Raw genomic sequence first — 26765 nt, forward strand, 5'->3', positions numbered from 1 at the left:
CGCAGGCCCTGCTGATCACCGTCGCGCACGGGCGACCGGAGGACGACACCTGCCGGGCCTCCTGGGCGATGGTGTCCCATCCCCGCCAATGGTTCACTCATTACTTGTGTCCCGGCCCGCGATCGTCGCCACCGACCTGGACGGAACCCTGATCCGTAGTGACGGCACCGTCTCGGACCGAACGAGGGACGCGTTGCGCCGTGTTGAAGGCGCCGGCGCCACCGTCGTGTTCGTGACCGGCCGTCCCACCCGCGTCATGGCCGACATCGTGCGTCAGACGGCGGCGACCGGCCTGGCCATCTGTGCCAACGGGGCACTCGTCTACGACCTCGACACCTGTGTGTCGGTGCGGGAGACGATCCTGGAGTCCGCCGCCGCGGTGAAGCTCGCGGGCGCGATCCGGGAAATGGTCCCAGGGGTCGCCTTTGCGGTGGAAAGCGGCATGCGGTTCGGGCGCGAACCCGGTTTCAGCACCATGTGGCCCGATCCGGAGGAGATGGTCGCCAGCTTTCGCGAGCTCCTCGAATGCCTGCCCACGGCGAAGCTCCTGGTCCGCCGCGGCGGCGCGTCGATGGTCGACGTCTACGACACGATCGTCGAACTTGCCGGGACGGACGCGGCGGTGACGATGTCGAGCACCGACCTGATCGAGATCGCCGGGCCGGGAGTGTCGAAGGCAGTGGCTCTGGCCAGGCTCGCGGAGGATCTCGGAATCCGGCCGGCGCAGGTCGTCGCGTTCGGGGACATGCCGAACGACCTGCCCATGTTCGCCTGGGCCGGACATGCGGTGGCGGTCTCGAACGCCCACCCGGACGTCCTCGCCGCCGCCCACGAGATCACCGCGTCGAACGACGAGGACGGCGTCGCACTCGTCCTGGAGCGCCTCTTCCCCTGACGCTCCTCCCTGCCGCGCTCCTCCCTGCCGCGCTCACCGGGGCCGGGCGAGGTCCGCATAGAGGATCTTGTACTCGGCGAGGATCGCTTCCAGGTCGGCCTCGGAGTTCGCCACGAAGTAGTCGTGTACGCGGCGATAGAAGTCCACCGTGCGTCGCTCACGCACCATCGTCGCCTCGACCGATTCGAGCAGGACCATCCGGTCGTCCAGCAGGGTGAAACCGTGGGCCGGCGGGAACCGCAGCTCGACTGTCCGCGGAACCACCCGCACCATGACATTGTCGAGCTCTGCGACCTTCTCGATACGGTCGATCTGCGCCAGCATGTAGGCAGGCGGCGCAAATCGATTACTCAGTACGGACTCCATGATGACGAAGTCAAATGTCCGTTGGGGTTCGTACAGTCGTTCCTGTCGCTGCGCCCGCAGTGACACCGTGGCCGCGGTACGGGTGTCCCACTCCTCCTCGCTGGCGTCCTCCGCGTAGTCGATCGCGAGATAGGCGCTCAGAAGGCGACGGGTGTACTCACTGATCTGTAACAGACCGGGTACGGCAACGGGCTCGTAGCTGCGTAACTCCCGCACCCGCCCCTCTTCGGTGAAGTAGTCGAGCTGCTCGACACCGCCGCCCCGGCGGCGACCTGTCCGCCGACCGGCAGAGGCCCGCAACTGCTCCGCGTCGGTAACCAGGCCGCGGTACGCGCTTTCGGACATGCCCAACGCCCTGGCGATGCGTTCGACGTCCGTCGGGGTCGGCGTGAGCTGGCCGCGCTCCAGTTTGGAGATCTTCGCCTGGCTCATGTGCACCTTGGCGCCGAGGGCCTCACCTGTCAGCCCGCGTTCCCGCCGCAGAGAGCCCAGGGTCCGGCCGATACTGACCGCCGACGGGCCGCCCCCACGGGCATCCTCGTCGTTACGGTGTGACGCGCCGGGGGCGTTGTCCATCGCTGACACCTCGGTACGGTCCGTGCGTCGGGTCAGCTAGCAGCCGGGTGGGACCCTCGACGGCCGCGCTATCCGTTGACTGAAGGCTGATCCTCGGCGGAAAGCTCCCGCATAGCGGCAACGAGCAGCTGACGGGGAATGCGCACCAGAGTCTCACCTTCCGGCACCTCGCCGGCTCCGCGTTGATCCGGGACGATATAACCCTGCACAACCAGGTCGGTACTCTCCGTGGTGTATACGGTCGGGCATCCCGACCCGCGGCAGGCCGTGCCGACCAACGGGGTGAGCTCCATTGCTCCGTGACTCCTGACTGTCAGCTCTACGAACCGCCGGCCGCCACGGATGTTAGCCCGAATCGGGGGCATTATGCGGGCGTCCAGCCGAATTACTCGGGACCAGGGCCCGGAGGCGACTGAATATAGCCGCGGCGTCGGACGCCCGACAGCAGGGCACGCTGCGACACGACGCCAAAGAAACACGTTCCGTGATCGCGAAGGGATTATTTGTAACGAAAGACAGGAGTCGCGTCAGGACGACGAGGCAACCGAAGTCGCCGGCGGGATCGCGCCACGACTGCCGCACGACCTCCGCTCGCCGCATCAGCCACGAGATCCACCGTCACTCTCGACCCAGGCAACAGACCAGGACAGTATGACGTGGGACACATTAGGCGACCGAGGCCAGTCTGCGCGGAAGGCGCGGAAGGCCCAGCCGCTCACAGCGCGCGGAGGCGGCGCACCGCCTCCTCCAACACGTCCAGCGGGATCACCACGAGGGCCTCCCCCGGCGAGAGGCGGGCAGCAGCCGGCGGCCGGTCCACGTGATCACCCTGAACCACGATCGAACCCGAGTCGCTCAGGAAGATGGCCGGGCATCCATTGGTGTTGCAGCTGGCAGTCAGAGGGGTCAGGCGCATCGTGGTGACCTCTTTTCTGTTTTCCCGACCACCGGCCGGTCGCAGACAGGCGCCACCGGGCTCCAGCGAACAGCATCGCCGTTCTCGCGTGGGGGAGTCAGGGCGAGTAGACCATAAAGTCACCCACGCCGCCCCTGAATACAGATATACAAAAGATTCGCCGATTTCGATGAATCGAATACGCCAAACAAATGGCACTACACACGAAGAGTAATCGTACGGCATCAAGGCGTAGTCGAATATCGACTTTAGACGTGATCCGGCAAAGATCAAGGATTATTCGCTCAAAAGACCTTGTGATTCAGGTCGGCAGGAGTGACGATTCGCAGACCCCTGGCGAAGCTACCAGGGCGTTCCACAGATCCTCCCGCACCCTAGGAGGTGCATCGGATGACGGACACGGGGGCGCGGCAGTCCGCGAGACGACGCCGCATGGAGCCGCGGGGGGCGTCCCGCGCACCCACCTCTCCACCCATACCGGGTCGCATCGGACCGGGTCGTACCGCACCGGGTCGTACCGCACCGGGTCGCGCAATGCCCCCAACGGGGGGCATTGGGGGCTACCCGCTGGCACTGGTCCACCCGGTCACATCCCTCGACAAACCGTTCGGGGGAGAACAGGAATGAACGTGCTCGCCTTCAACGGGCCGCACCCCGTCCTCTCGGTCGGGGCAGCGGTTCTCCTCGGTGTGGCGCTCACCGTGCTCACCGCCCGACTCCGGAAGTTCCGCGCCGCTTTCCTCTTCGTTGTGCTCACCCTGCTCCTTGCCGGCGCGGCCGGTGCAGGAGAACTCGCCGCCCGCGAACCCGCCGGGGCAGCGGCGGGCGACGGCGCCTCCCCGCTGGGTGTCCCGCCCGAGGACCTCGCCGAGCGGGCTCCGGGCGATGGTCTCGACGGCGGCTCTCTCGTGCTGACGGTGCTGGGCGTGGTGCTCGTACTGCTCGGCACCGCGGTCTGGGCGCTGTGGGCCCGCCGATACGAACGGCGGAGCGCCGGACCGACCGCGGGCGGCGCCGGCACCACCACCCGGACCCGACCGGACCCGACCGCCGCGCGCTGGACCCACACTCCGCTGCCCACGCCGCGCCGCCAGGTCGATGACCAGCCCACGATCATCACGGTTCTCGACGACGTGGCGACCTATGCCGGGCCGGTCGACGACGACGGCTGGCCGGACGCGTTCGAACCGCAGGAGGGCCGGGAGGGTGAGGCACTCGTCGTCCTGCCGCACGGTTCCCGGCGGTCCTGGGACGAGCCGGTTCTCGAGAACCTGAACGCGCGCATCAGCCGGGTCACGCGCCTCTATCTGAGCGCCGTCAGACATCGGCCCGGGCGTCCCGCCAGGGTCGACATGCTGGCGCCGGACACCCGCCACTTCGTTTGCGCGTTGACAAGCACGCTGGACCTCTTCGGTGGGCGGGAGCCGGCGACGCGCATGGAGACCCTGGTGGCAGCCGTCCGCGAGGCCGAAGACCGGTGGGCTGTGGTGGGAACCCAGGCCGAACGGCCAGTGTCCGGCCAGGCGGCATCTCGCGACACCGACACCGACACCGCCGACGGCACCGGGATCGGGACCGGCGCCGGCGCCGGCGCCGCGGAACAGGGCCGGGAGCGCCCCCGCGCGCCCGTGGCGAAGCACCGAGTGCGGATCCCGCCGCGGCCACCGGTGCCCCCGTCTCCCGACCTGGGCGACGATGGCCAGCATCCGCGCCCGGCCCGCCGCCAGCCCGGCGAGCATCCGCCCGACCGGCCTCGCCTGCGAAGCTGATCCGGCGACGCGCCGCCGTGTGCGGATGCACGCCGCGGAGCGGTTGATCGGCGGGCAGGCGAGGATGGGGGCATGGCGACTTCCGTTCCCGGTCATCCGGCCGCACCGCCCCTGCCGCCGCACGACATCGACGAGGAGTTCCGCGCGCTTCCCACCGCGACGCTCACGGACGCCGCGCTACAGACCGCGCGCGACCTCGGTGCCACGCACGCCGACATTCGCGTCGAGCGGCTGAAGGAGTCCGGGCTGTCCTTCCGCGACGCCGGGCTGGAGAGCCGCTCCGACGGCGTCACCGCCGGCTTTGCCGTCCGGGTCGTGCACGGCGGGACCTGGGGTTTCGCCGCCGGGGTCGACCTGACGGCGGACGAGGCCGTCCGGGTGGCCCGTGAGGCGGTGGCCATGGCGAAGGTGGCCGCGCCGCTCAACTCCGAGCCGGTGGAACTGGCCGGTGAGCCCGTCCACACCGGCGCCACCTGGGTCTCCGCCTATGCCGCGGACCCGTTCATGATCGACCCGCGTGAACAGGTCGATCGGGTAGGCGGCCTGTGCCGGATGCTGTACGCCGCCCAGGACGTCGATCATGTGGACGGTCGGTTCGAGGCCGTCATGGAGAACAAGTACTACGCCGATCTCGCCGGCACGGACACCAGCCAGCAGCGGGTCCGGGTGCTCTGCCAGATCGAGGCGACGCGGGTCGACCCGGCGGGCGGCTTCGAGACGATGCGCACCATCGCTCCGCCGGTCGGCCGCGGCTGGGAGTGGATGGTGGGCGGGCCCGCCGCGGGCTGCTGGGACTGGGAGTCCGAGATCGACCTGATCCCGTCGTTGCTGGCCGAGAAGGCGAAGGCGTCCTCGGTCGAGCCGGGCCGCTACGACCTGGTCATCGACCCGTCGAACCTGTGGCTGACGATCCACGAGTCCGTTGGGCACGCCACCGAGCTCGACCGCGCGCTCGGCTACGAGGCCGCGTACGCCGGGACGTCCTTCGCCACCCTCGACCAGCTCGGCTCGCTGCGATACGGCTCCCCGGCCATGACGGTGACCGGCGACCGGACCGCCCCCCACGGCCTCGCCACCATCGGCTACGACGACGAGGGGGTGCGGACCGGCCAGTGGGACATCGTCCGGAACGGGGTCCTCGTCGGCTACCAGCTCGACCGGCGGATGGCCGCCCAGAACGCGGCCGTGCTCGGTGTGGACCGGTCGAACGGCTGCGCGTTCGCGGACTCCCCCGGCCATGTGCCGATCCAGCGGATGGCGAACGTGTCGCTGCTGCCCGCGCCCGGCGGCCCGTCCACCGAGGAGCTGATCAGTCGGGTGGACCACGGGATCTACGTCGTCGGTGACCGGAGCTGGTCGATCGACATGCAGCGGTACAACTTCCAGTTCACCGGGCAGCGCTTCTACGAGATCCGCAAGGGACAGCTCGTCGGCCAGCTCCGCGACCTGGCCTACCAGGCGACCACCACCGACTTCTGGGGCTCGCTGGAGGCTGTCGGCGGCCCGCAGACCTACGTGCTGGGCGGGGCGTTCAACTGCGGCAAGGGTCAGCCCGGCCAGGTCGCCGCGGTCAGCCACGGCTGCCCCTCTGCCCTGTTCCGCAATGTCAACATCCTGAACACCCGCCGTGAGGGCGGGCGATGAGCGGAGGTTTCCCGGTGACGAGGACGGCTCGCGGGATCCGGGCTTCGCACGAGATCGTCGAGCGGGCGCTGGAGCTCTCCCGCGCGGACGGGGCGGTCGTCATCGCCAGCGAGACGAGCACGGTCAACCTGCGGTGGGCCAACAACACCCTCACCACGAACGGCGCCGCACGCGACCGCTCGGTGACGGTGATCAGCATCGTCGGGCGTTCCTTCGGCATACGCACCACCTCCACCGTGGACGGGCCGGGCACCGCCCGAGTCGCTGGTGACACCGGTGGAACCGCGGCCGGTGACGCCGGTGACCTGGCGGGGCTGGAGGCGCTGGAGGCGCTGGTCCGGGCCTCGGAGGCCGCCGCCCGTGAATCGGACGACGCCGAGGACTACAACGACCTGCTCCCCCCGACTGCCGCGGCTCTGGCGTCCGGTTCCTTCACCGACCCCGCCGAGCGGACCAGCACCGCGGTGTTCACGGCGTTCGCGCGCGACCTGGCCGAGATCTTCGGGTCGGCGCGTGCGGAGAACCGTCGCCTGTTCGGCTTCGCCGAGCACGACATCACCACCACCTGGCTCGGTACCTCGACCGGGCTGCGCCTGCGGCACAGCCAGCCCACCGGCTCGGTCGAGTGGAATGCCAAGAGCAGCGCTCCCGGTGGCTCCGTGTGGCACGGCCAGTCCACGCACGACTTCACCGATGTGGACGTCGCCGCGACCGACGCACAGCTGCGGGCCCGGCTCACCTGGTGCGACCGGTCCCTGGATCTTCCGGCCGGCCGGTACGAGACGCTGCTGCCACCGTCCGCCGTCGCGGATCTCATGGTCAACCTGTACTGGTCGGCCGCCGGCCGGGACGCGGCCGAGGGACGCACCGTGTTCAGCCGGGCCGGCGGCGGGACGCGGGTGGGCGAGTCGATCGGCCCGGCCGGCCTGCGGTTGTGGAGCGACCCGGGCGCCGCGGACCTGTCCACCACGCCGTTCGTCACCGCCGCCGGTGCCTCCGCCACGTCGAGCGTCTTCGACAACGGCCTGCCGCTGGGGCCGACCGACTGGATCCTCGACGGACGTCTCAACGCACTGGTGCAGACCCGCGCGTCGGCCCGCGCCACCGGCCCGACCGCCAGCAGCAGCAGCGCCAGCCGCAGCACGGGCGGAGCGGGCGGGAGCCCGGCAGTGACCCCGTTCGTCAACAACCTGCTGCTCGACGGCGGCGGTACCGCCAGCCTCGAGGACATGATCGCCTCGACCGAGCGCGGTCTGCTCCTGACCTGCCTGTGGTACATCCGCGAGGTGGACCCGGAGGTGCTCCTGCTCACCGGCCTCACCCGGGACGGCGTCTTCCTGGTCGAGCACGGCGAGGTCGTCGGCGCGGTGAACAACTTCCGGTTCAACGAGTCCCCGGTCGACCTGCTCGGGCGCGCGGCGCAGATCAGTGCCACCGAACGGACGCTGCCCCGCGAGTGGGCCGACTGGTTCACCCTGGCCCGCATGCCCGTCCTGCGGATCCCGGACTTCAACATGAGTTCGGTGAGCCCGGCGAGCTGAACCGGGTGTCGCGGGCCGGTCGCCGCCGGCCCGCACACCCGCTCCGGGGCCGGGCCGCCTGGCCGGAGGCGGGCCTGGCCGGAGGCGGCCTGGCTAGCGGCCTACAGGTAGGTGCCGCCGAAGGGCTCTCCGCTGTTCGCCGGCTGCTGCCCGCTCGGGAGCGCACGGCGGCGCATCTCCTCGAGCTGTGCGCGTGCCGCCATCTGCTGCGCGAACAGCGCGGTCTGCAGCCCGTGGAAAAGCCCCTCGAGCCAGCCGACCAGCTGCGCCTGCGCGATCCGCAGTTCCCCGTCGGACGGGGTGGCGTTCTCGTCGAACGGCAGCGAGAGCCGGGCGAGCTCCTCGCGCAGCTCCGGCGCGAGGCCGTCCGAGAGCTCGATGATCGAACTCTGATGGATCTGGCGGAGCCGGTTGCGGCTGGCGTCGTCGAGCGGTGCTGCCCGCACCTCGTCCAGCAGCTGCTTGATCATGGTGCCGATGCGCATCACCTTGTCGGGCTGGGACACCATGTCGGCGAAGGGGTTCTTGACCTCTCCCGAGCTCTCGCCGTCCGCGCCGGCATCCGTGGCGGGTGCGATCGGTGCACCGACCGCGCCGCGAACCTCCTGCAGCGCGCCGTCCGGGCCGACAACGACGATGCGGGGTTTCGGTTGGTCTGTCATGCCGTCCATCCTGCCCTTCTGATCGCACGAGTCCACCGGCGTGGCCTGGCCACCGCTCGGCGCCGGGGCGGCCACCAGCTCAGCCGCCGACCTCCAGGATGACCTTGCCCACGTGGCCGAGGCCCTCCACCAGCCGGTGGGCCTCGACGACGTCCGCGATGGGCAGGACACAGTCGATCACCGGCTGGATGCGCCCCTGCGCGACGGCCGGCCAGAACGTCTCGCGGACGCCCGACACGATCCGCGCCTTCTGCTCCGCCGGGCGGGCCCGCAGGGAAAGCGCGTGCACGCTGGCCCGCTTGGGCAGCAGCGCCGACAGGTTCAGGGTGCCCTTGGTTCCGCCCTGCAGCCCGATCACGACGAGGCGGCCGTCCGCGGCGAGCAGCGAGACATTGCGCTCCAGGTAGGACGCCCCCATGTTGTCCAGGATGACGTCCGCGCCGTGTCCGTCGGTGGCCTTCCGGACACGGTCGACGAAGTCCTCGTCGCGGTAGGAGACCGTGATGTCGGCACCCAGCTCCCGGCAGCGTGCCAGCTTCTCCGGGCTGCCCGCGGTCGTCGCGATCACAGCGGCGGGTCGCAGCGCCCGCACGGCCTGGATCGCGAACGTCCCGATGCCGGACGCGCCGCCGTGGACCAGGAAGACCTCACCGTCCGCCAGGGCGGCCCGTTCGAAGACCGTGGAGTACACGGTGCAGGCCACCTCCGGAAGGCCGGCGGCGTGCAGGAGGCTCACTCCCCCGGGCACGGGGAGCAGCTGCCCGGCCGGCACGGTGACCTGGCTCGCGTACCCGCCGCCGGCGAGCAGCGCGCACACCTCGTCGCCCGGGGCGTACTCCGTGACGCCGCTGCCCACCGCACGGACCCGACCCGAGCACTCCAGGCCGATGGTGTCGCTGACCCCCGGCGGTGGCGGATAGAAGCCCTGGCGCTGCAGCAGATCGGCCCGGTTCACAGCAGTGGCCACGACGTCGAGTGTGACCTCACCGGGACCAGGCGCCGGCAGGTCCGGCACCTCCGCCCAGCTCATGACGTCAGGGCCACCGGGCGCGCTCACCGTCACCGCATGCACGAGTGCCACTGTACGGCGAGCCCGGCCCCGCACTCCGTCGGGCGCGGGCACCCGGCCACGCTCCGTCAGGCCGGACGGGGGCCCTGTCAGACGGGTTCGGGTTCCGGGTCAGACGGGTTCGGGCTCCGGCTCAGGGCGTTCGGGCACCGGCGGCGTGAACGGCGACGGCTCGTGCGGCGCCGGGGGCAGATCAGGGCTGTCAGGGAGCAGCGGACCAGGATCATCGGGGATCGGCGCGTCCGGGTCGAGGGGGGGCGGATCAGAGCGGCGCGGGGACGCACCCGCCGCGGACCTGGCCGCCGCACACGTGGCTGCCTCGGAGGTGACCGCCTCGGACGGTGCCCCTGGGGCAGGCTCCGGAGCGGCGGGGGCCACGCCGGCCAATGCCGCGGGGGCCGCCGGCCTGGTGGCCGGCCGTGCCTGACCGGACGCCGGTCCCCGCGTCGGGTCAGGCGACGTTGCTTCAGTCAGTGGGGGCATAAGGCTCGCCTACCCCGGATCCCCGGGCGGGGAACATCGCCGCGGTTGCCTGGCTGCCCGGGCCGTCGCTCCCGGGCCACGCCGCACGCGCCCCGCCGGCCGCCCCACTGTGCCTCAGCGCGGCTGCGCGGCTGGCGCCGAGCCCCTGGGCGCCCGGGGCATCGTGACTGGGTCCGATTGTCCGGGAACCAGACAGCGGCTTCAACTCGATGCAATTTAGTCCCGTTGTACCCCTTTCGCGATACTTCTGACACGGAGTACCGTCCAGTGTGCGGTGATGCAGCGCCCGTCGACCCGGCCTTGGCCGTGTCTGTCGGGGAGCGCGTTTCCGCCGCCGGACCACCGTGACACACGAGATCACCGAAACCAGCCGGGGGAGTGTGCCGGGTGAGCGTGGACAGCGGCACCAAAATTGATGCCCATCCCGCCCGACTGGGAACAGGCAGTCCTTACTCCTCGCTTCTGGATCCGGACTCCTCGTTTCTGGATCCGGTGTTGGAGGACCAACTGGCGCAGGGCCGGCCCATGGCAGAAGACCGAGGAGCCGCCGAGTTCCAGGACTTCTTCGCCAGCCACCATCGGGAACTTGCCCGGTTCGCCTACCTGCTGACCGGCGACCACGACGTCGCTGACGACCTGACCGCCGACGCGTTGACGGCCGCGTGGTCCCGATGGGACAGGGTCAGCGCGGCGGACAGCCCCATCGCCTACGTACGGCGCATCGTCGCGAATCTCGCGACCAGCAGGCTGCGTCGGGTGATCCGGGAACGGCGCGGCATGACCATGCTCGGCATGCTCGCCGACAGCTCCGGGCACGCCACCGACGGCGGCGACCTGACCGCCGCCGTCGACCTGCGGGCCGCGTTGATGGCGCTGCCCGTGCGGAAGCGGGCCTGCGTGGTCCTGCGCTACGCCTTCGACCTGTCCGAGGCGGAGACCGCCCGGGTCCTGGGCATCTCCACCGGCACCGTCAAGAGCCAGACGTCCAAGGCGGTGGTCGAGCTCGAGCGCCTGCTCGGCACCTGTCCGGACCTGGTTCCGCCCGACCTGCCGGCGGGGCCGACCCGCCGGCGGGAACCGGCCGCGCCCCCCGCCCACAAACCGGGCACCCGCCGCACCGTCGCTCCGCGTTCGCGACGGCGTCCCGCCGGAGCGGGCGACCCCGCGGCCGCCACCCGGTCCGCGCTGCACCGGCTTCGGGACGGCGAGGCACACGGCCGGCTCCGTGGCAGTGAGAGCTGAGGGCACTCGGGCAGCGGTCTGCCCGCGACCGCGCCGCTCCCGGCCAGGTCGCCGGCATCGGCGCTGGGAGGTCGGCGCATGAGTGGGCGGGCACGGCCACGCAGGGACGCCCGAAGCTCCCAGAAGTCGCATAATGGGCCTGCCATGATCCGGAGCCGTTGGAGCAGACGCTCACCAGGCCGCGGGGCGGCGGGAGACGATCACCGCGGCACGCCGCCGGGTTCCGGCTCCCGTTCTGGTTCCGACTCCCGTTCTGGTTCCGGCGCCGGCCCCGGTTCGACGCAGGCGGACGGGCAGTCCGGTCCGTCCGAGAACTGGCCCGTCCCCGGACCCGCGCGCGCCGTGCACGGCCCGCGCGCAGCGCCGCCGTCATCCGCCGACGACTTCACCGACCCGCTGCGGGCACTGCTGGCCGAGGAACAGGCGAATCACACTCCGGACACGGAACGGATCCGCGCCCGCCTGCTGGCCGCCGGCGTTCCTCTCGCGCCGGTCGGCGGCCTCGCGTCCCGTTCTGCGCCCGCCACGAGCCGTTCAGGGATTCGTTCAGGGACTACTGTCCGGGCCGGCACGGCGCCGGCTGACGTCACCCGTGGCCGACGCTCCCTACGGAGACGGCGCCCCACCGGCCGCCGCTCCCAGCGCGCGCGCGTGCCGCTGCTCGTCGGTGCCAGCACCGCTGTCCTGGCTACGCTGCTCCTGCTCAACGGCATGCTCGGCGGCGGCGGCACCGACCTCGGCACCGTGACCGCGGCCTCGCATCCCGCACCCGTGCGTGGCCCGGAGCCGCCGGGCATCTCCCTCCGCCCGGACGGCGCGGAGCCGGCGCCGGACCAGGCCGACGGCTCGTCATCCCCGTCGCAGAGCCCGCCCGGCCCGACAGCCGGCGGAAGCACCACCGACGGTCCGCCGCCTCCGGGCACCCGCGCCGGCGCCGGCGCCGGGCCGTCCGGAGCACCCGGCAGCAGCGGGCCGAGCTCCCAGGACGGACCGCCCGCCGCCTCGGGCTCAGACACCGGGCCGGATACCGGGCCGGAGCGCGGTGACGGGTCAGGTTCGGGCAGGGGCGAGCCCGGCGGCCACGGCTGGGGCCGCGACCAGGCCGGGCGCGGGTCCGGCGACGAGCCCGAGGATGGCCCACGCGGCCGGCGATACGGCGACCGCGGTGGCCAGGGCCCGGCAGCCATCAGCCCGGACCGCGGTGACGGGCGGCACGGACCAGGGCCCAGCAGTGCCTCGGCCCGGCCGTTCGGGCGCGCCGACCAGATCAACCTGCCGACCGCCGGCTGCCTCGACTGGGTTCTGTTCGACGGGAGCGGAGTGCAGACCCGCGCGGCGGCACCCCGGGCGCGGATCGGGACGTCCCGCATCACGGCCGGCTCCGGAGCCGGCGGCTTCTCGAACCCGTTCTCCTGGACAGGCGGTCACCCCGTCACCTCGGGCTCAGGGGACAACGACCGCCTCATCACGTCACGTGTCAGCCTGGAGGTTGACCGGACGTCCGAGCCTCGCCGCCTCGACATCTACCTGGGCTCGTCGGCCGGCAGTGTCACCGTGGTCGTCGGCGAGGGGCGGGACGCCGCGTTCCACCGGGTGGCGCTGAGCAGTCGACACGGCGCCGCCGATGCCATGGTTTCCGTGCAGCTCTCCCGGGCAGACGGCCCGACCTCCGTCACGATTGTCGGCAGCGAACCGCTCACCCTCGCCGCAGCCGTCCTTTACTGAGACCGGGCCGCGACGCCGGCCACCCCCCGCCCCAGACCCATCAGGAACACCACTCCGAACGATCGTTCGACTCCCGGAAGACAACGACAAAAAAACTCGGGATTCGCGGCAACCTGGACGGGGTGCCGGGCGACTGGACATATGAACGCACCGCCGTACACCGCGCCAGGTTGCGGTGGTCGTTCCGGCCCGCCCGACCCCGCTAACCCCCCCCCAGCCGGGCGGGCGGGCCGAACCAAGCACCGCAGCCCCGTCGGACTCACGCCCGCACCTGGTGGCGGGACGCACACCTCACACTTCCACCGGCAACGGTGTCCTTCGGTGTGCCGTCGGCGACGGCTCCACAGCCGGTGGGAGGGCTGCCCTCCCCGTTCACGGGCCCTCCCACCCCTTTCTGCCAGCCCCGGAAACACGCGCTACCGGCACTTCGACGTCCGGACAGCGCCGCCGCGGAACATGGACGTCCACCACGTCCGGATCGCCGGCCTACCCCCTCGCGCAACCCGCCAGGTACCGTCAGCTCCGTGCGCAGGATTCTGTTCCGCCCGTCGTGGCTCGCCCGCCATGCCCTCGCGCTCGGCCTCGTGCTGCTCTTCATGCGCATGGGCATCTGGCAGTGGACCAAGGGCGAATCCGAACACGGCAGCCTGCAGAACCTCTTCTACGGGGTCGAGTGGCCGATCTTCGCGGCGTTCGTCGTCTACTGGTGGTGGCGGATGGTCTCCGAGGATCTCCGCCCGCGCGATCCCGACGACGCCGGGCCCCAGTGGGGCCAGGGCGGGCGTATCGCGCCGGAGGCCCCCATCATGATCAGCGTTCCGGACGACGCACCGGAAACCGACGAGGACCGCGAGCTCGCGGCCTACAACCGGTATCTCGCCTCGCTCTATGAGCGTGACGCCGCGGCCTCGGGCAACAACCCCGGGAACGACAGCCGTAACGACACCAAGGGGGCCCACCGGTGACGGCATCCTCCAGCGCCGCCGCGAGTTCCAGGTCGGCACCCGCAGCCGTCCGTGCCTCTCTGCTGCGCTACCGGATCATCGCCTACGTGGTCGGCGTCGTGCTGATCGCGCTGGTGGTCGTGGGCATGCCACTCAAGTACCTGGCGGACGAGCCGTCCGTGGTGTCGACGATCGGCCCGTTCCACGGCCTGCTCTACATGATCTACCTGGCGGCGACGTTCGACCTGGCGACCCGCTGCGGCTTTCCGCCCAAGCGCACCATTCTGGTCATGCTCGCCGGCACGATCCCCTTTCTGTCCTTCGTCGCGGAGCGGAAGGTGGCGGCGATCGTGCGCGCCGGCCTGGGCGCGGCTCCCACCGCCCCCGGCGCGGGCCAGGGGAGACTCGCCAGCTAGACGCGCCTGTGGCCGACGTGGCCGACGTCCGGGCCCGCGGCAGGTCAGCTCCGCGGGCCGCTGAACTCGGCGGCGGGCGGGCGGCGCAGCCTGGTGGCAACAGTGACAGGCAGCGTCTCGCCAGCCGCCAGCCGGCGTGGGCGGCCGGTTCCCAGGGGGCCCGCCGCGAGCACCTGGGCCTGCTCCACGCCGAAGGCGAAGTATCTGCCATCGGACCAGATCACCAGGTCGTCGGCGCGTCGCCCACCTCGGCTGACGATCAGCCGCCGCCGGGCCGGTTCCCAGACGATCGCCAGCAGGTGCTCGCCCAGCGTGCCGAGCGCACGATGCCCGGCGGCCCGGTAGGCCCGCAGAAGCGCGGCTGCGGCCCGCGCGTTGCGGTCTCCTGCCCCGTCGTCCGCCTGCCAGTCGTCCTCGATGGCACCGTCATTGCCCGGGCGGCTCGATGGCACCGGGCGCCGCGACTGCACAGGGCGCAGCGCCGTGACAGAGCCCGCCCCCAGCCGCCTCGCCTCGGACCGACGCGCGGAACCCACTGCCTCGACCGGGCCGCTGACACGGACGACTCCAGCTGACTGACCTGTCCCGCGTGGCCGGTCTGGTCGGTCGAGCCGGCCCACGTGGAGCGGATGACCCGTGCGGGTGCCTGCATGGCCGTCGCCGGCCCGGCTGACGGGGACCACCCGACCGCCTGTGCCATGGTCGGCGATCACGATGACCAGCCCGGACGGCTCCACCAGCACGGGAGGCATCGGCTCGGTCACGTCGTCGGCAGCCGCCACGACACCGAACGACCCGTCAAGGTGCACCTGGCGCGCCGCGGGCAGCCCGATCGAGGACGCCGCGAGCATCCCGGTCAGCTCGGAGCGGCGGACATCCGCCCCGTCCAGCCGCAGCAGCCCGCACACGGTCATGCCGCCTCCCGCCCCGAGCCCGCTGTCACGGAACGCACGAGCGCGTTCCCGCGCCGGACCGTAGCAGCTTGCGCACCCGATCACCGAGTGGTTGCGCTCAATGAGCGCATCGACCTCCGGGCACGGATCAGCGGCGTCCGCTCAGGAGCGGCCGGGAGCCCTCCCTCAGGCGACGTTCCACTCTTCGCGCGCGGCTCCGGCCGGCGACTCGGCCTGCGCCTCCGCGCCGTCCTGGGTACGCCGGCGCTGGTCGGGAATCCGCTTCGCCTTCCTGGGCGCGATCTCGGGAGCGGCCGGGCACTCGGCCAGATGGTCGTCGAAGCCCACCACGGTCGGCCAGATCTGGTGGCACGCGCGGCAGTGAGCCGCGTCCAGCTCGGACCAGCGACCGTCGCAGCCGCCACAGCTCACCACGGCCGGAAGGTCCCGGAACCGCGCAGGCTGACGCGATGATTCGACAGGCAGCGGAAGAGCTGGCTGCATGGACGGACCCGACCGGGCCGGCAGCGTCACCGAAACGGCACGTGGAGCGGTATTCGGCGCGAGCGGGGTCGGGATCGCGCGCCGACCGGCAGAGCGGCGGGGAGGCACCCGGCCATCCTGTCGTACACCGGCACAAGCGTCACGCAACCGGGCGTCGACTCTTCAGAGTTCTTCCTGGTTCAGCCCTTCCATAGCCCTTCCAGGTGGTCCGGCGACCCGCCTACCTGGTCTCTCACAGACAGAAAGCCCCGCGCGGGGCCGCGCACCGGCCTGCGCGCGATGGCCACCTCCCGGCAGGCTCCGGCCTGATCGGGCGAACCCTGCCGGTCACGGGACCAGCCCCGGCCGCGCGGCGCCAACTCTCCCTCAGGCCACTCCCCCGCCCCACAGCCTGCGCCGCCTGAGGTTCGGGCATCCGAGCACGCGCTCACCGCGCTCACCGTCAGGACGACGGTCCAGGGCCTCAGCGCCAGCCGAACCCATTCGAGCAGTATCGGCTACCAGCCATGCACTTCCGGCGTCCGCCGCGAAACGCGGGGATTCACGAAGGAACGATGCCCGCCAATTCGTGTTTGCGGCCGGAGAACCACTGAAAACCCGAGAACGCGTGTGAGGTAAATGCGTTCCGGGCCCGCGCCGAGCCAACGACCAACGACGGGCGACCGGGATTCCATGGTGGCGGAGCCACCGATGCCATGAGGACAGCGCCCGGCGACCACCGGCCGGGACCCGGGCCGACGGCCGGCGCCGCAGCCAGCTGGGCCCCACCCCCTGACCGCCCGGACGGCCAGGGCCGGTCGCCACGGATCCGCGAGCCCCCCGGCAGCACGCGCCGAGTCCACTCTGACGGCCGAACTCGAGCCGGAGCGTGCGCAATCCCTCGCAATCTGCAGCAGCAAAGTCGGCGAAGCACCATAATTCCGACAGAACGTCTGATCCGTGCGCTGGCAGCGCTCCCCCGGGCCCTCAGGGCCAGCAGATCCGCAGGCCTGACCTGCAGGCCCTGACCCGGGGAGGCGCGGACGCCGAGCCGGGCCCAGGCGACAGGGTGCCAGAAGTCCCCGACGACGACCGAGAGGCCGGGACGTGACCGATATGGAGCCGAGGACCCGCTGGGACCGGCTGGTGGACCGGGTGGGTTCGACTGACCTGCGGACGGACGTCCCGCACTCCGCCCGGATGTACGACTTCTTCCTTGGCGGCAAGGACAACTTCCCACCCGACCGGGAAGCCGCCGAGCAGGCGCTCAAGGCCTTTCCGGCCCTGCGGATCGCCGCCCAGCAGAACCGGGCGTTCGTCCACCGCGCCACCCGGTTCCTCGTCGGCGAGGTGGGCCTGCGCCAGTTCCTGGACATCGGCACCGGGATCCCCACCTCACCCAATCTGCACGAGGTGGCCCAGAGCATCGCCGCCGACGCACGCGTGGTCTACGCGGACAACGACCCGATCGTTCTCGCCCATGCCCGCGCGCTGCTCACCAGCAATCCCCAGGGCCGCACCGCCTACCTGGACGCCGACCTGCGCGAACCTGAGCGGATCCTCGGTTCGGCCGAAGTGCGGGACACGCTGGACCTGGGCCGCCCGATCGCGCTGTCGCTGATCGCGATCCTGCACTTCTTCCCCGATCCGGCGGAGGTCGCCGATCTCCTGCGCCGCTACCTCGCCGCAATGCCCTCCGGCAGCTATCTCGCCCTCACCCACGCCACGGCGGACGCCGCCCCGCAGGAGGCCGGGCGGCTCGTCGAGATCTACCGACAGCGGGGCATCCCGCTCACGACGCGGACCCGGGCCGAGGTCGAAGGTCTCTTCGACGGACTGGAACTCGTCGAGCCGGGGGTACAGATCGTCCACCGCTGGCGTGCGGACGTCGCCTCCGATGGGCCCACAGACGCCCAGGTCAGCTGGTACGGGGGCATCGCCCGAATTCCGTGACGCCCCCCGGCGGGCGGCTCCCACACCCCGTGGGAACGGCGGACGGCCGGACGCGGGCTGCTGACCTGGCCCCGGCTCATGCCGGAGACCAGGTCAGCAGTCACATCCGGCCGGTCACACCCCCGGACCGGGGCGCTTGGGCGCCCCGCTCGCTGGGCCCGAGGTCAGAAGGTGCCGCCGCTGGGCCGTCGGTCATCCGTGCCGCTCGGCCACGCGTCGGCCCCCGCACCCGTGGAGGACGACGGCGAGCCCAGCCCGGCGGGGCCACCGGCATCCGGCCGCGACACGTCACCCCGCCACTCTCCGGTCTCCTGGCCGCGGTGCTCGATGAAGGACTTGAACCGCTTCAGGTCCCCCTTCACCCGGCGCTCGTCCGCGCCCACGGCGGAACCCGCCTTCTCGACGAGACCCTCCGGCTCCCAGTCCATCTGGACCGTCACCCGGGTCTGGTCGTCCGCCAGGCGGTGGAAGGTGACCGCACCCGAGTGCTGGGTGCCCTCGGTGCTCTTCCAGGCGACCCGCTCGTCCGGGTGCTGCTCGGTGATGGTGGCGTCGAACTCCCGCTCGGTGCCGGCCATCCGGATCTTCCAGTGCGTGTGCGTGTCGTCGAGCTGATGGACCGACTCCACGCCCTCCATGAAGTTCGGGAAGGACTCGAACTGCGTCCACTGGTTGTAGGCGGCCCGGATCGGAACAGCTACGTCGATCGACTCCTGCACCGTGCTCGTCATGGCATCTCCCATCGGTTCCGGGGTCGGACCTGACCCGTCATCCCCGATGGCCCGGCACTAAACACACCCTGCCGCAACGGACTTCGAGCATCCGCCACCATCGTCCAAGCGGATCGTGCCGAGGCGAAGCGCCGCCCGCGTGGCCGGCCGGCCACGGAACCCCGACAGTGTGGCGACGGTTCCAACGTGCACATCGAACCGATCCCGGGACTGCCAACCGACCGGCACCGCCCGCCGAAACAACAACAGCCGAACCCACACCTCGGGTTCGGCTGTCTCCGATGTCCTGAGACATCACACAGCGGAGGGCGTGGGATTCGAACCCACGAAGAGGATCACTCCCCTTAGCGGTTTTCAAGACCGCCGCCATCGGCCACTAGGCGAGCCCTCCTGACCTGCGTTTACTTCGTCAGGCTACGTCCGGCTCGCCGGAGTCTGCCCGCCATGTGCCCGCCGGGTACGGATCCAGGATCTCACAGCCCGCGCCGGTGCCGTCCGAGACATCACCCGATCGCCCCGGCTCGCCGGCCGGCCGGTGCCCCGTCAGTGCGTCCGTGATCCGATCGTTGACGAACTGGTCCTGTCCGTCCACACAGTTCGCGTACACACGCAACAGGACATCCACACTGTGCCCGGCCCGACGGGCGACCTCCGTTGCCGGAACACCGGCGTTCAGCCACAGCGACACGGCCGCGTGCCGCAGGTCGTACGGCCGCCGCGCGAGCGGGGACGCCGCCTGAGCCGGTGTCAGCGCCGCCGCCCGCGCCCGCCGCCACAGCGCCGTGTAGTGGCTGTCCTGCGGAGGGCCGCCCCGCAGGGTGCGGAACAGCCGGCCGCCCTCCCCCGTCCCGTAGGTGTCGAGGTGCCGCCGCAGCAGCGCGACGAGTTCGGGCGGGATCGGAACCGGCCGGGTCTCGTGCTGGCCACGCCGCTTCAGCCCGCGCCGGTCCCGCGGCCGGCCGTCATCCGTCCAGTCACCGCCTGCCCGCGGTTCGGAGCCCACCAGGTCGAGCCGCCCCCAGCCCTGTTCGGGAAGGGTCAGGTTGTCCACCGTGATGGCGAGTGCTTCGGACGGGCGGGTGCCCGCGTAGTAGAGGCAGCCGAAGAAGGCCGTCAGCCGGTCACCGGTCCGGGCCTGCTTCGAGACCGCGTCGAGCAGAGCACGCACCTGCTCCGGGTTCGCGACCACCCGCCGGTCCACCGTCTTCGCCACCACTGCCGCCTTCCACTGCACCCGTTCCACCGGGTTCACGTCGAGAAGCTGCTGTTCGACCGCGTGACCCAGGGCGTGATGCAGGACGGCCCGCTTACGGCGGAAGGTCGTGGCCGCCGCCGGAGTCCCGTCCTGCTTGCGCCCGCACGCGCCGAGGGCCACCCGGATGACGGCCGGGTCGCTCATCGCCGCCACCGTGACCGACACCGACGAGATCCACGCCAGTGCCGAGGCGATCTCATCGGGTGGTGTGGTGTCCTGCTTCGAGTGGTTGAACGCCCACCCGTACAGCGCCCGCCGGAGCACCTTCGGATCGGGCGCCCCGCGGTTCGAGGTCACGAGCACGGCCGTCACGGTCGCCAGCGCATCCGCCATCGACCGCCTGGACTTCGGCGCGGCGGACGCCCACACATGCCCGACATAGCCACGGGCGAAGTCGACCCAGCGAGGCGAGTTCTGCGCCCGGACCTCCGAGACGGGCCGCCCAGTGGCGACGTCGAACGCCTCACCGGCCCGAGCCGCCTTGACCAGCTTGCTTCGGAAGCCGTCCGCGAGTGCCTTTGTGCGGAAATACTCGTCACGCTCACGGCCGGCAACCGCCCAGCGGAACCGCCAGGGCCGGCTACGCCCGTCATTGCGCTTCTTGATGTCCCAGAACTTGACGTCGAAGCTCGTTTCGCCGCTCACGCCGCTTCCTCCGCGAGGTTGCGGAGCCAGTCATCCAGCCACGAGCGCCGGATCCGGACGTCCCCATTGGGAAGCTTCACCGAGCGGGGGCCGATCCCCAGCTGACGCCAGCGGTAGAACGTCGATCGCGGAACACGGACCTCCGCGATCACGTCCGCCACGGTGAGCCATTCGTCATGGGCCGATTCCTTCCCAGCCCTGCTGATCATGCGTGTCCTTCCAGAGATCACGGGCGTGCCGGAACACGCCGGAAGAGGTGCGGAAGACGCGAACGGGGCGGACGACCCGCGTCGTTGATGGCCGCCCGCCCTGCTCAGTGGCCGATCAGAGGAGCCGAGGCGGGAGTTCCGCGCGCCTGGCCCGGCGGATCAGGCTGGCGACGGTGGTCACGGTCGGTGCGTCCCAGCGCGCGAGCCAGCGGACGATCGTGTGGTCGTGCTCGCCGAGGTCGACACCGGCGAGCGAGTGGTACAGCGCGTCGGTGCACTGGTCGGACGGCAGACCGTAGGGCGGCCGATCGATCGCCCCGGCGGGGATCATCTCGCCGACCAGGTCAGGCCCAGGGTTGCTGGGCGCGGTGCGCGCAGCCCCGGCCGAAGCACCCGGGACGGGCCGGAAGACGAGGGTCACGTTCACGTCGCCGTAGTGGTCGGCGAAGATCGCGCTTGCCGGGAGGGCGCGCAGGACGCCGACGAGGTCACGGACGTCCGCCCCGGGCCGAAGGATGATCGCGTGGTCGCCGTAGGCGGTCCTGCGGACAGCGGCGAAGGGCTTGTCGTCGTGGGGGTCGCGCCACGGGTTGCCGGAAGGCGGGAAGATGGTCACGGGTCTCGCTCCCTTGCTGCGTGAGGGTCGGGATCAAGGCCCCGTCCGGCGCCGGAATCGCCGGCACGGGGCCGCCTTCAGGTGATGGGGATGTCGAGCGCGGCGCGTCGGCCGCGGGGGGACCGCCAGGCGGTCAGATGCCGTCGATCGGTTCGAGATCGAGGCCGAGCACGTCGCCCCAGGCTCGCCGGGCCGTCAACCAGGCCATGCGCGCGGAGTTGACCTCGGCCTCGCATCGGGTGGCGAGCGCGTCGATGACGGCCCGTTCGGTCCCGTCGGTGGTGGCGCAGGCCGTCACGACGAGCCAGTGATGTACAGCTTTCTGCTTCTCAAGCAGGGCGAACGCGGCGTCGTACTTGGCGCGTGCCGCCTCTTCGACCGCGGAACCGACCTTGTGCATGGTGAAGCTCTCCCTTGCTGCGTCAGGGATCGGTGCGTGGAGTTGCCGTCGGCGCCGGAATCGCCAGCAGGCATCTGCTCTTGGCGATCGCCAAGACCTCCCAAGGATCTCCCGAGGGGTTTGCGACTGTCAAGTACTCTGCGGACATGAGTCACCACCTGATGGGGACGGCCGAGATCGCCGAGCGCCTCGGCGTGAGCCGGCAGCGGGTGCACCAGATCGAGACGAGCGATCCGACGTTCCCGAAGCCGGTCGCCGAGTTGTCAGCCGGCAAGGTCTGGGAGTCCGCCGACGTGGAACGGTGGATTGCCGGAAGACACAGGCCGAAGGCATCAGGCAGCCCGTGACACCAGCGCATCCGGGGGAGCACCGGGCGGTCCGTCGGCACTGCGCCGGGCCTCGTCGAGCTGTGCGCGCCAGGCGTGGCGTTGCGCGACGGCCTGCAGGAGCAGGTGTTCGCGTCGGGGTGCGGCCGGGTCGCCGGGGCGGAGCAGCGTCCATACGGTGCGGGCCGGGTCGGTGCCGGTCGCGGCCGGGCCGGTCGCCACCTGGCCGAGGGCTTCGAGCTGTTCCCGGATGAACGCGACCCGGTCGTGCTTGTGGTCGGTCAGGGTCTTGCCGGACCAGCGCCGGGAGACGAGCACCCGCCGGCCGCCGAACCCGAGGGTCTCCCGCCGGTGGACCTTGCCCCGGCACCGCCCCGGGACGAGGCCCGGCTTCGGGTTGCGTGGCTGGACGCCGTAGCGCAGCCAGTTCGCGCAGGTAGGCGAGCACGGTTCGTGGCGCAGCGCGTCCGCGAGCCGATCGACGTGCCGTCGCTGAGCATCGGTGGTGACGGCGTGGCAGGCGTCGAGGCTCTTCGTCAGGTACTTGGTCAGGTAGCCGATCATCCGGCCGGTGTTCGCCGAGTTCGCCGTGACACCGTCTGCGCGGAGCTGTGGTCCGAACCGGACGACGTGGGCCGGTTCGGCATCGTCGCCGATCGCGTCCACCGCCTCATCCCAGGTCGGGAGCGGCCGGGACGTGTCCGGGTCGAGGTAGCCGGCCGCGGTGTCGTCCCAGACCGGTAGGCACGTGTCGTCATAGACCGGCCGGTCGCACGACGGCCACCACACCTGGCTGTATGTCGCCGCCGCCACCTGGCGCAGCAGGACCCGCGGGACGGTGCCCCGGATCGCCGCGTGCAGGTGGGGCGCCAAGCGTCGCTGCGGTTCGAGCGCGGCGAAGTACTGCACATCCCAGCCGACCGCGCGGCGCAGGTTCTGCCAGAACCGGTCGATCAGCCTCGGGAAGTGGATCGCGTCCCGCGCGGCCCGCCGGTAGTCGTACGAGGCCGGATCAACGGGGGTGCCGTCCGAGGTCACCCGACCGTAGGTGTCGCAGGTCAGGGTCAGGAACATCGACGGCCGCCAGGTGGTGCCGTCCGTCGCTTCGAAGGTCCGCCCGACTGTCCGCTTGTCCACCGGGAGCCGGGGCAGGTCGGGGGCATCCTGCCGCCGGCGGGTCGAGCGGACACGGCGCGGCCGATCCCGACTGTCCGGCGCCGCCTTCCCCCGCACGCCGAGCGCGTTGAGTTCCTCGTCCACCTGGCCGATGAGTTCGTCGATCTCGGCGACGCCGGCCGCGTCCCCGTCGCGTTCAGCGTCGAGCCGGACGGTTTCGAGATCGGCGCGGAAGCCCGCGAGGGTCTTCGCCTCATCCGTGGGCGGGTCTGGGTCGGGAAGCGGTTCGTCATCGAGGTGCCAGCCTGCCTTGCACTGCGCCATCCGCAGCCGCCGCGCCTTCTCCGCGCAGGTCGGACACTTGCTCGCCAGCGTGGCCCCGCAGGGCACGGGGATGATCTCGGTTTCGCCGGTGTCGAGGTTCGTCCGGCGCATCGCCGTCGGCCGCACGCACACGCCGTTCTCCACGGCGACCGCTTCCACGACCTGACGAGCGAGCGGCATCCGCATCCGCGCCGCCCGAGAACCCGGACGATCGTCACGGCCGACGGAGGGGCCGAGGCCGGCGGGGGTTAGGCCAGTCATCAAGAGGTGCGGTCCTCCCGGTCGTCGAGGTCCAGGCGCACACCGGCCGACGGACGGGCCGGCGCGGTGGTGAAGAGGGCGCAGCCGCAGGTGGTTCCGGGGCCGAGGTCCGCGCGGCATCGTCCGCGCCGGTGGGTGATGCGCAGGTGCCCGCAGGTCGCGCAGACCGGCAGGACGGGCACCGGCGCGGCCGAGTCGAGCAGATCGTCAGGCATCTCGCCGGCCGGGCCGTTCACGCCACCTCACCCCACCAGGAGCCGTCGCCGGAGTGGTCGTGATCGGCCGAATCGTCGTCACGGTAGGGGTTGAGGTCCGGTGTCCAGCCGGCGCCGGCCGCGGGAGTGGGCCGGTAGGACCACACGGTCCGGTTGATCTCGGTGTCGTCGACGAACGAAGCCCGGACCCGGACCGGTTCGGGTTGTCCTTCGTGGAGCACGTAGCCCACCCCAGGCAGGGACACCGGGATCTCGTCCGCGCGGGCGCCCCGGTCACGGGCCCCGGAGCCGAGTACGAGATCCGCCTGTTCGGTTTCGGTCATGCGCAGTGCGACCCGGACCGGGAACAGGTCCCGGAACGGAAGCACTTCCTTGCGCGGGTCCTGCACCGCCGCCAGGACCACGACCCCGGGCGCCCGGCCCTGGGAGAGCAGCAGCGGCAGCGCCGCGCCGATCCGCTTCTTGACGTCCCGGTCGGTGACGTAGGCCGTCAACGAGGCGATTTCGTCGACCACCAGGACGATCAGCGGCTCGCCTGGAGTCGGGGTGTGGAGCCGGGTCACCCCGCGCAGCCGGGCCGTCCGGTTCTGCATCACGGATACCGCGTCGTCGAGGAGATCCGCGATCGCTTCCGTGGTGGTGGCGAACCGGGTGAACAGCGGCTCGCCGAACGCGAGTTCCATGCCGCCCTTGGGGTCGCAGACCCACAGTTCGACGAGGCCGGCGCGCACGGCCGGGCCGAGACCGCGGATGATCGACCACAGCACCGAGCCTTTACCGGCGCCGGTGGCCCCCGCGATGAGCAGATGGGTTCCCCGTACGGGCAGGGTCCAGGGCTTGCCGTCCTCCCGTCGGCCGACGCGGACGGCCGAGAGGTTCCCGACGAGCCGGTCAGGCTCGCCGGTCGCCGTGGCGTCGCCGTCCGGGTCGTGGTCGATGACCGGGCCCGACGGGTCGAGGCCGGCCGGTTCGACGGGGCTGGTCAGGGTGTCGCGGTGGTGGAAGTGCAGCCGGACGAAGCGGGACGGCTCGCCCTGCACCTGGCAGCGTCGGGCCCGGAACACGTGGCGTAGTCCTTCGGCCGCGTCCGCCCACTGTTCCGGTGTCTGCCCTGGGAGCAGTTCCACCCGCAGCATGTCCGCGGCCCGGGTCGAGCGGATCGAACGGATACGCGGGAAGTACTCGTCGAAGGTCACCTGATCGCCGTTCGACGCCGGCATGCGAATCGCCAGGCTCGAGTGCACCATCGCCGGCCGCCACCGCCGCCGGTACACGAACCCGAGCCGCACCCGGCCCCACACCCACCGGGCCAGCCAGCCGAACGACCGGGCGTGCAGGCGCCGCCAGACAACCGCGACCAGGGCCAGGGCGACGAGCAGCGCCACCAGGCCCAGCGCCCCGAAGCGGCGCGTGAACAGCGCCAGGCCGAGCGCGACCGGCACCGCCACCCGGTGCCGCCAGCACCAGCGGACCCCGAGCACCAGCCCCTTGCCCGCCACCGCGAGCAGCAGCATCCACATCGGGACCCGCATCTTGTCGGGCCGGGACGGAATGCGGGGCATTCCCCGGTCGCCGTTGATTCTGGACATGACAGATACCACCTGTTTCAGAGCGCACGAAACCAGGAGTCGAAAGAAAGGGGAGAGGAAGGAAGGCCCGGCGGGCCCGGAACCGTTCACCCGAACGAAGGGTTCCGGGCCGCCTGACGCGAAGGGAAACCGCGGAGCAGCTACACGGAGCGGCTAAGCGGCGAGATGTCCCGGCAGTTCGGCCGCGTCCTGCGCGGCGAACCGGAACCGCTCGCATTCAATGAGGTAGTCGTTCACCGCGGCGAGCAGGGCGTACGCGAAGTCGACCTGATCCGAGGTCACCGCGCTACCGGCCGCCGAGACGGACAGCATCGTCCGGCCCGTGTGGATGGAGAGGATCGGCGGCTTGTCGGGGTAGGTGTGGCACCGGGTCGACCAGTCCGCGCCCACATGCAGCCCCAGGTGCGTCGACGAGCGCAGCCCGTCCATCTCGCGCCCGCTCACGCCGCCACCCCCGGGTTGGTCCGCCGAGCCGGACCGACCGGCCGCATCACGCCCGCCCGCAGCGAGAACGCCACCCGCGGCTGCGACCCGTTGGTGTCCACGTACGGGACCACCACCAGGCGTTCGAACATCACCGGCCGGAACGGGAGCCCCGGCAGGTTGTCCGGCAGGACCGGCGCCACCTCCCCGAGGATCTTCACCTTCAGTTCGGCCTTCCGGGCCATCGGGTCCGCGTCCAGGACCCGCACCGACCAGACCCGCTCGCCGGTGTCCTTGTCCCGAGCCTGGACGTCCGCCGCCTTCTCCTTCACCTTGTCGAAGTCGCTCGCCGCCTCCACGCCCAGCACGAACGCACCGTGCGGGAACACGTCCTCGAACCGCACCGGAATGCGTTGCGGAACCGCCACCGTGCCACCTCCACTCGCCTTTACCCGGAACCAACCGTGCGTTCCGGCTGACGAGATACACGATCCACCGCTCAGCAAGCGCGTATCAACCGCTAACCCAGCGTTGTATGTAGCCGTGACATGGGCGCCATGCAGGTGCTCATAGGTTCATGCCAAGGTGATATGGCATGCTGGGATGGGTTCTGACGTCGTTTTGCGGGCCGCTAATATGCGCGCATGGCTGACCGGAGAACCCCGGTGTACCGGGCCCGCGGGCCCGTCAACGGCGAGGACTGGGCCGCCGTCGCGTCCGCGCTCAACGAGCGGATGGCGCGCCGCCGCATCGGTCAGCAGGATCTCGCCCGCATCTCGGGAGTGTCCGTGTCGACGCTGCGCGAGCTTCAGCACGGCGCCGGCCGCCGGGTGCAGAACAAGACCCTCGTAGCGATCGCCCAGGCACTGGAGTGGCCCGACGATCACCTGATCCAGGTGCTCGTGTCAGAGCCGCCAGTCGCCGGCACGCCAGACGAGCCCACGGGCCGGGAGATCCTCGCCGCCCTGGTCCGGGTCGAGGAGCGGCTCACCGAGATCACGTCCAGGCTCGCCGCCGTCGAGCAGGCCGTCACCAGGGCGGGCAGCCGGACGCCGTCCTGAGACGACGATGGGCCGGA

27 protein-coding genes and 1 tRNA gene are annotated in these 26765 nt (G+C 71.4%); 11 read left to right on the forward strand and 17 right to left on the reverse strand.

The annotated features are described in order from the left end of the window. The first annotated feature begins 88 nt into the window (after positions 1-88). Positions 89-895, forward strand: coding sequence for a Cof-type HAD-IIB family hydrolase (locus tag AB1460_RS16035; RefSeq protein WP_368962153.1), 807 nt, complete (start codon positions 89-91; stop codon positions 893-895). A 33-nt stretch (positions 896-928) separates the two neighbouring features. On the opposite strand, the gene AB1460_RS16040 is transcribed toward AB1460_RS16035, so the two are convergent. Together AB1460_RS16040 and AB1460_RS16045 are read right to left on the reverse strand one after the other, a co-directional pair. Further along, complete coding sequence (locus AB1460_RS16040) at positions 929-1837, reverse strand: helix-turn-helix domain-containing protein (RefSeq protein WP_368962154.1); 909 nt, start codon at positions 1835-1837, stop codon at positions 929-931. A gap of 715 nt (positions 1838-2552) precedes the next feature. Continuing rightward, positions 2553-2753 carry a hypothetical protein gene (locus AB1460_RS16045; protein ID WP_368962155.1) on the reverse strand — a complete coding sequence of 67 codons (201 nt, stop codon included), beginning with the start codon at positions 2751-2753 and terminating at the stop codon, positions 2553-2555. A 623-nt stretch (positions 2754-3376) separates the two neighbouring features. Here AB1460_RS16045 and AB1460_RS16050 point away from each other — a divergent pair. The 3 genes from AB1460_RS16050 (at position 3377) to AB1460_RS16060 (ending at position 7707) form a co-directional block, all read left to right on the forward strand. Further along, on the forward strand, positions 3377-4522 hold the full coding sequence (locus AB1460_RS16050; protein WP_368962156.1) for a hypothetical protein: 1146 nt from the start codon (positions 3377-3379) through the stop codon (positions 4520-4522). Positions 4523-4594: 72 nt separating this feature from the next. Further along, positions 4595-6166 carry a TldD/PmbA family protein gene (locus AB1460_RS16055; RefSeq protein WP_368962157.1) on the forward strand — a complete coding sequence of 524 codons (1572 nt, stop codon included), beginning with the start codon at positions 4595-4597 and terminating at the stop codon, positions 6164-6166. Further along, the gene (locus AB1460_RS16060) at positions 6163-7707 is read left to right on the forward strand and encodes a metallopeptidase TldD-related protein (RefSeq protein WP_368962159.1); all 1545 of its coding nucleotides are present in this window, start codon (positions 6163-6165) and stop codon (positions 7705-7707) included. The genes AB1460_RS16055 and AB1460_RS16060 overlap by 4 nt, the downstream gene beginning before the upstream one ends. Before the next feature lie 101 nt (positions 7708-7808). Here the strand turns inward: AB1460_RS16060 and AB1460_RS16065 are convergent, their stop codons facing one another. Continuing rightward, the gene (locus AB1460_RS16065) at positions 7809-8369 is read right to left on the reverse strand and encodes a bacterial proteasome activator family protein (RefSeq protein WP_368962161.1); all 561 of its coding nucleotides are present in this window, start codon (positions 8367-8369) and stop codon (positions 7809-7811) included. 79 nt (positions 8370-8448) lie between these two features. After that, positions 8449-9441, reverse strand: a complete 993-nt coding sequence (locus tag AB1460_RS16070) for an NAD(P)H-quinone oxidoreductase (protein WP_368962163.1) — start codon at positions 9439-9441, stop codon at positions 8449-8451. 1005 nt (positions 9442-10446) lie between these two features. On the opposite strand from AB1460_RS16070, the gene AB1460_RS16075 reads away from it, so the two are divergent. From AB1460_RS16075 to AB1460_RS16090, 4 genes are all read left to right on the forward strand, one after another. After that, positions 10447-11163, forward strand: a complete 717-nt coding sequence (locus tag AB1460_RS16075) for a SigE family RNA polymerase sigma factor (RefSeq protein ID WP_368962164.1) — start codon at positions 10447-10449, stop codon at positions 11161-11163. 342 nt (positions 11164-11505) lie between these two features. Beyond that, positions 11506-12888 carry a hypothetical protein gene (locus AB1460_RS16080; protein ID WP_368962166.1) on the forward strand — a complete coding sequence of 461 codons (1383 nt, stop codon included), beginning with the start codon at positions 11506-11508 and terminating at the stop codon, positions 12886-12888. 524 nt (positions 12889-13412) lie between these two features. After that, the gene (locus AB1460_RS16085) at positions 13413-13853 is read left to right on the forward strand and encodes a hypothetical protein (protein WP_368962168.1); all 441 of its coding nucleotides are present in this window, start codon (positions 13413-13415) and stop codon (positions 13851-13853) included. After that, positions 13850-14248, forward strand: coding sequence for a DUF3817 domain-containing protein (locus tag AB1460_RS16090; protein ID WP_368962169.1), 399 nt, complete (start codon positions 13850-13852; stop codon positions 14246-14248). The genes AB1460_RS16085 and AB1460_RS16090 overlap by 4 nt, the downstream gene beginning before the upstream one ends. 44 nt (positions 14249-14292) lie before the next feature. On the opposite strand, the gene AB1460_RS16095 is transcribed toward AB1460_RS16090, so the two are convergent. Both AB1460_RS16095 and AB1460_RS16100 read right to left on the reverse strand, forming a co-directional pair. After that, the gene (locus AB1460_RS16095) at positions 14293-15162 is read right to left on the reverse strand and encodes a hypothetical protein (RefSeq protein ID WP_368962171.1); all 870 of its coding nucleotides are present in this window, start codon (positions 15160-15162) and stop codon (positions 14293-14295) included. Positions 15163-15327: 165 nt separating this feature from the next. Continuing rightward, positions 15328-15576: a hypothetical protein gene (locus AB1460_RS16100; RefSeq protein ID WP_368962173.1), complete on the reverse strand. Its 249-nt coding sequence runs from the start codon at positions 15574-15576 to the stop codon at positions 15328-15330. 1164 nt (positions 15577-16740) lie between these two features. On the opposite strand from AB1460_RS16100, the gene AB1460_RS16105 reads away from it, so the two are divergent. Then, positions 16741-17577, forward strand: a complete 837-nt coding sequence (locus tag AB1460_RS16105; protein WP_368962175.1) for an SAM-dependent methyltransferase — start codon at positions 16741-16743, stop codon at positions 17575-17577. 164 nt (positions 17578-17741) lie between these two features. Here AB1460_RS16105 and AB1460_RS16110 read toward each other — a convergent pair whose 3' ends face one another. From AB1460_RS16110 to AB1460_RS16135, 6 genes are all read right to left on the reverse strand, one after another. Further along, complete coding sequence (locus tag AB1460_RS16110) at positions 17742-18308, reverse strand: SRPBCC family protein (protein ID WP_368962176.1); 567 nt, start codon at positions 18306-18308, stop codon at positions 17742-17744. 302 nt (positions 18309-18610) lie between these two features. Beyond that, positions 18611-18699, reverse strand: a tRNA-Ser gene (locus tag AB1460_RS16115). A gap of 18 nt (positions 18700-18717) precedes the next feature. After that, positions 18718-20208, reverse strand: coding sequence for a tyrosine-type recombinase/integrase (locus AB1460_RS16120; RefSeq protein WP_368962177.1), 1491 nt, complete (start codon positions 20206-20208; stop codon positions 18718-18720). Then, positions 20205-20417, reverse strand: a complete 213-nt coding sequence (locus AB1460_RS16125; protein ID WP_368962178.1) for a helix-turn-helix transcriptional regulator — start codon at positions 20415-20417, stop codon at positions 20205-20207. Before AB1460_RS16125 ends, AB1460_RS16120 begins: the two co-directional genes overlap by 4 nt. Before the next feature lie 115 nt (positions 20418-20532). Next, complete coding sequence (locus tag AB1460_RS16130; protein WP_368962179.1) at positions 20533-21033, reverse strand: hypothetical protein; 501 nt, start codon at positions 21031-21033, stop codon at positions 20533-20535. A 133-nt stretch (positions 21034-21166) separates the two neighbouring features. Then, positions 21167-21433 (reverse strand): hypothetical protein, encoded by a 267-nt coding sequence (locus AB1460_RS16135; RefSeq protein WP_368962181.1) that lies wholly within the window; start codon positions 21431-21433, stop codon positions 21167-21169. Positions 21434-21513: 80 nt separating this feature from the next. Here AB1460_RS16135 and AB1460_RS16140 point away from each other — a divergent pair, with 80 nt between their 5' ends. After that, entirely contained in the window at positions 21514-21780 is a 267-nt protein-coding gene (locus AB1460_RS16140; RefSeq protein WP_368962182.1) for a helix-turn-helix transcriptional regulator, read from the forward strand. On the opposite strand, the gene AB1460_RS16145 is transcribed toward AB1460_RS16140, so the two are convergent. From AB1460_RS16145 to AB1460_RS16165, 5 genes are all read right to left on the reverse strand, one after another. Then, positions 21766-23460, reverse strand: a complete 1695-nt coding sequence (locus AB1460_RS16145) for a replication initiator (RefSeq protein ID WP_368962183.1) — start codon at positions 23458-23460, stop codon at positions 21766-21768. The genes AB1460_RS16140 and AB1460_RS16145 overlap by 15 nt on opposite strands. After that, positions 23460-23696, reverse strand: a complete 237-nt coding sequence (locus tag AB1460_RS16150; protein WP_368962185.1) for a hypothetical protein — start codon at positions 23694-23696, stop codon at positions 23460-23462. Before AB1460_RS16150 ends, AB1460_RS16145 begins: the two co-directional genes overlap by 1 nt. Beyond that, complete coding sequence (locus AB1460_RS16155) at positions 23693-25264, reverse strand: FtsK/SpoIIIE domain-containing protein (RefSeq protein WP_368962186.1); 1572 nt, start codon at positions 25262-25264, stop codon at positions 23693-23695. Before AB1460_RS16155 ends, AB1460_RS16150 begins: the two co-directional genes overlap by 4 nt. A gap of 153 nt (positions 25265-25417) precedes the next feature. Beyond that, complete coding sequence (locus tag AB1460_RS16160) at positions 25418-25708, reverse strand: hypothetical protein (protein WP_368962187.1); 291 nt, start codon at positions 25706-25708, stop codon at positions 25418-25420. Then, entirely contained in the window at positions 25705-26115 is a 411-nt protein-coding gene (locus tag AB1460_RS16165) for a plasmid replication, integration and excision activator (RefSeq protein WP_368962188.1), read from the reverse strand. The genes AB1460_RS16160 and AB1460_RS16165 overlap by 4 nt, the downstream gene beginning before the upstream one ends. Before the next feature lie 216 nt (positions 26116-26331). Here AB1460_RS16165 and AB1460_RS16170 point away from each other — a divergent pair, with 216 nt between their 5' ends. Next, the gene (locus AB1460_RS16170; protein WP_368962190.1) at positions 26332-26748 is read left to right on the forward strand and encodes a helix-turn-helix domain-containing protein; all 417 of its coding nucleotides are present in this window, start codon (positions 26332-26334) and stop codon (positions 26746-26748) included. Positions 26749-26765 lie beyond the last annotated feature (17 nt).

Source organism: Parafrankia sp. FMc2 (assembly GCF_041008525.1).
Classification (GTDB): Bacteria; Actinomycetota; Actinomycetes; order Frankiales; family Frankiaceae; genus Parafrankia.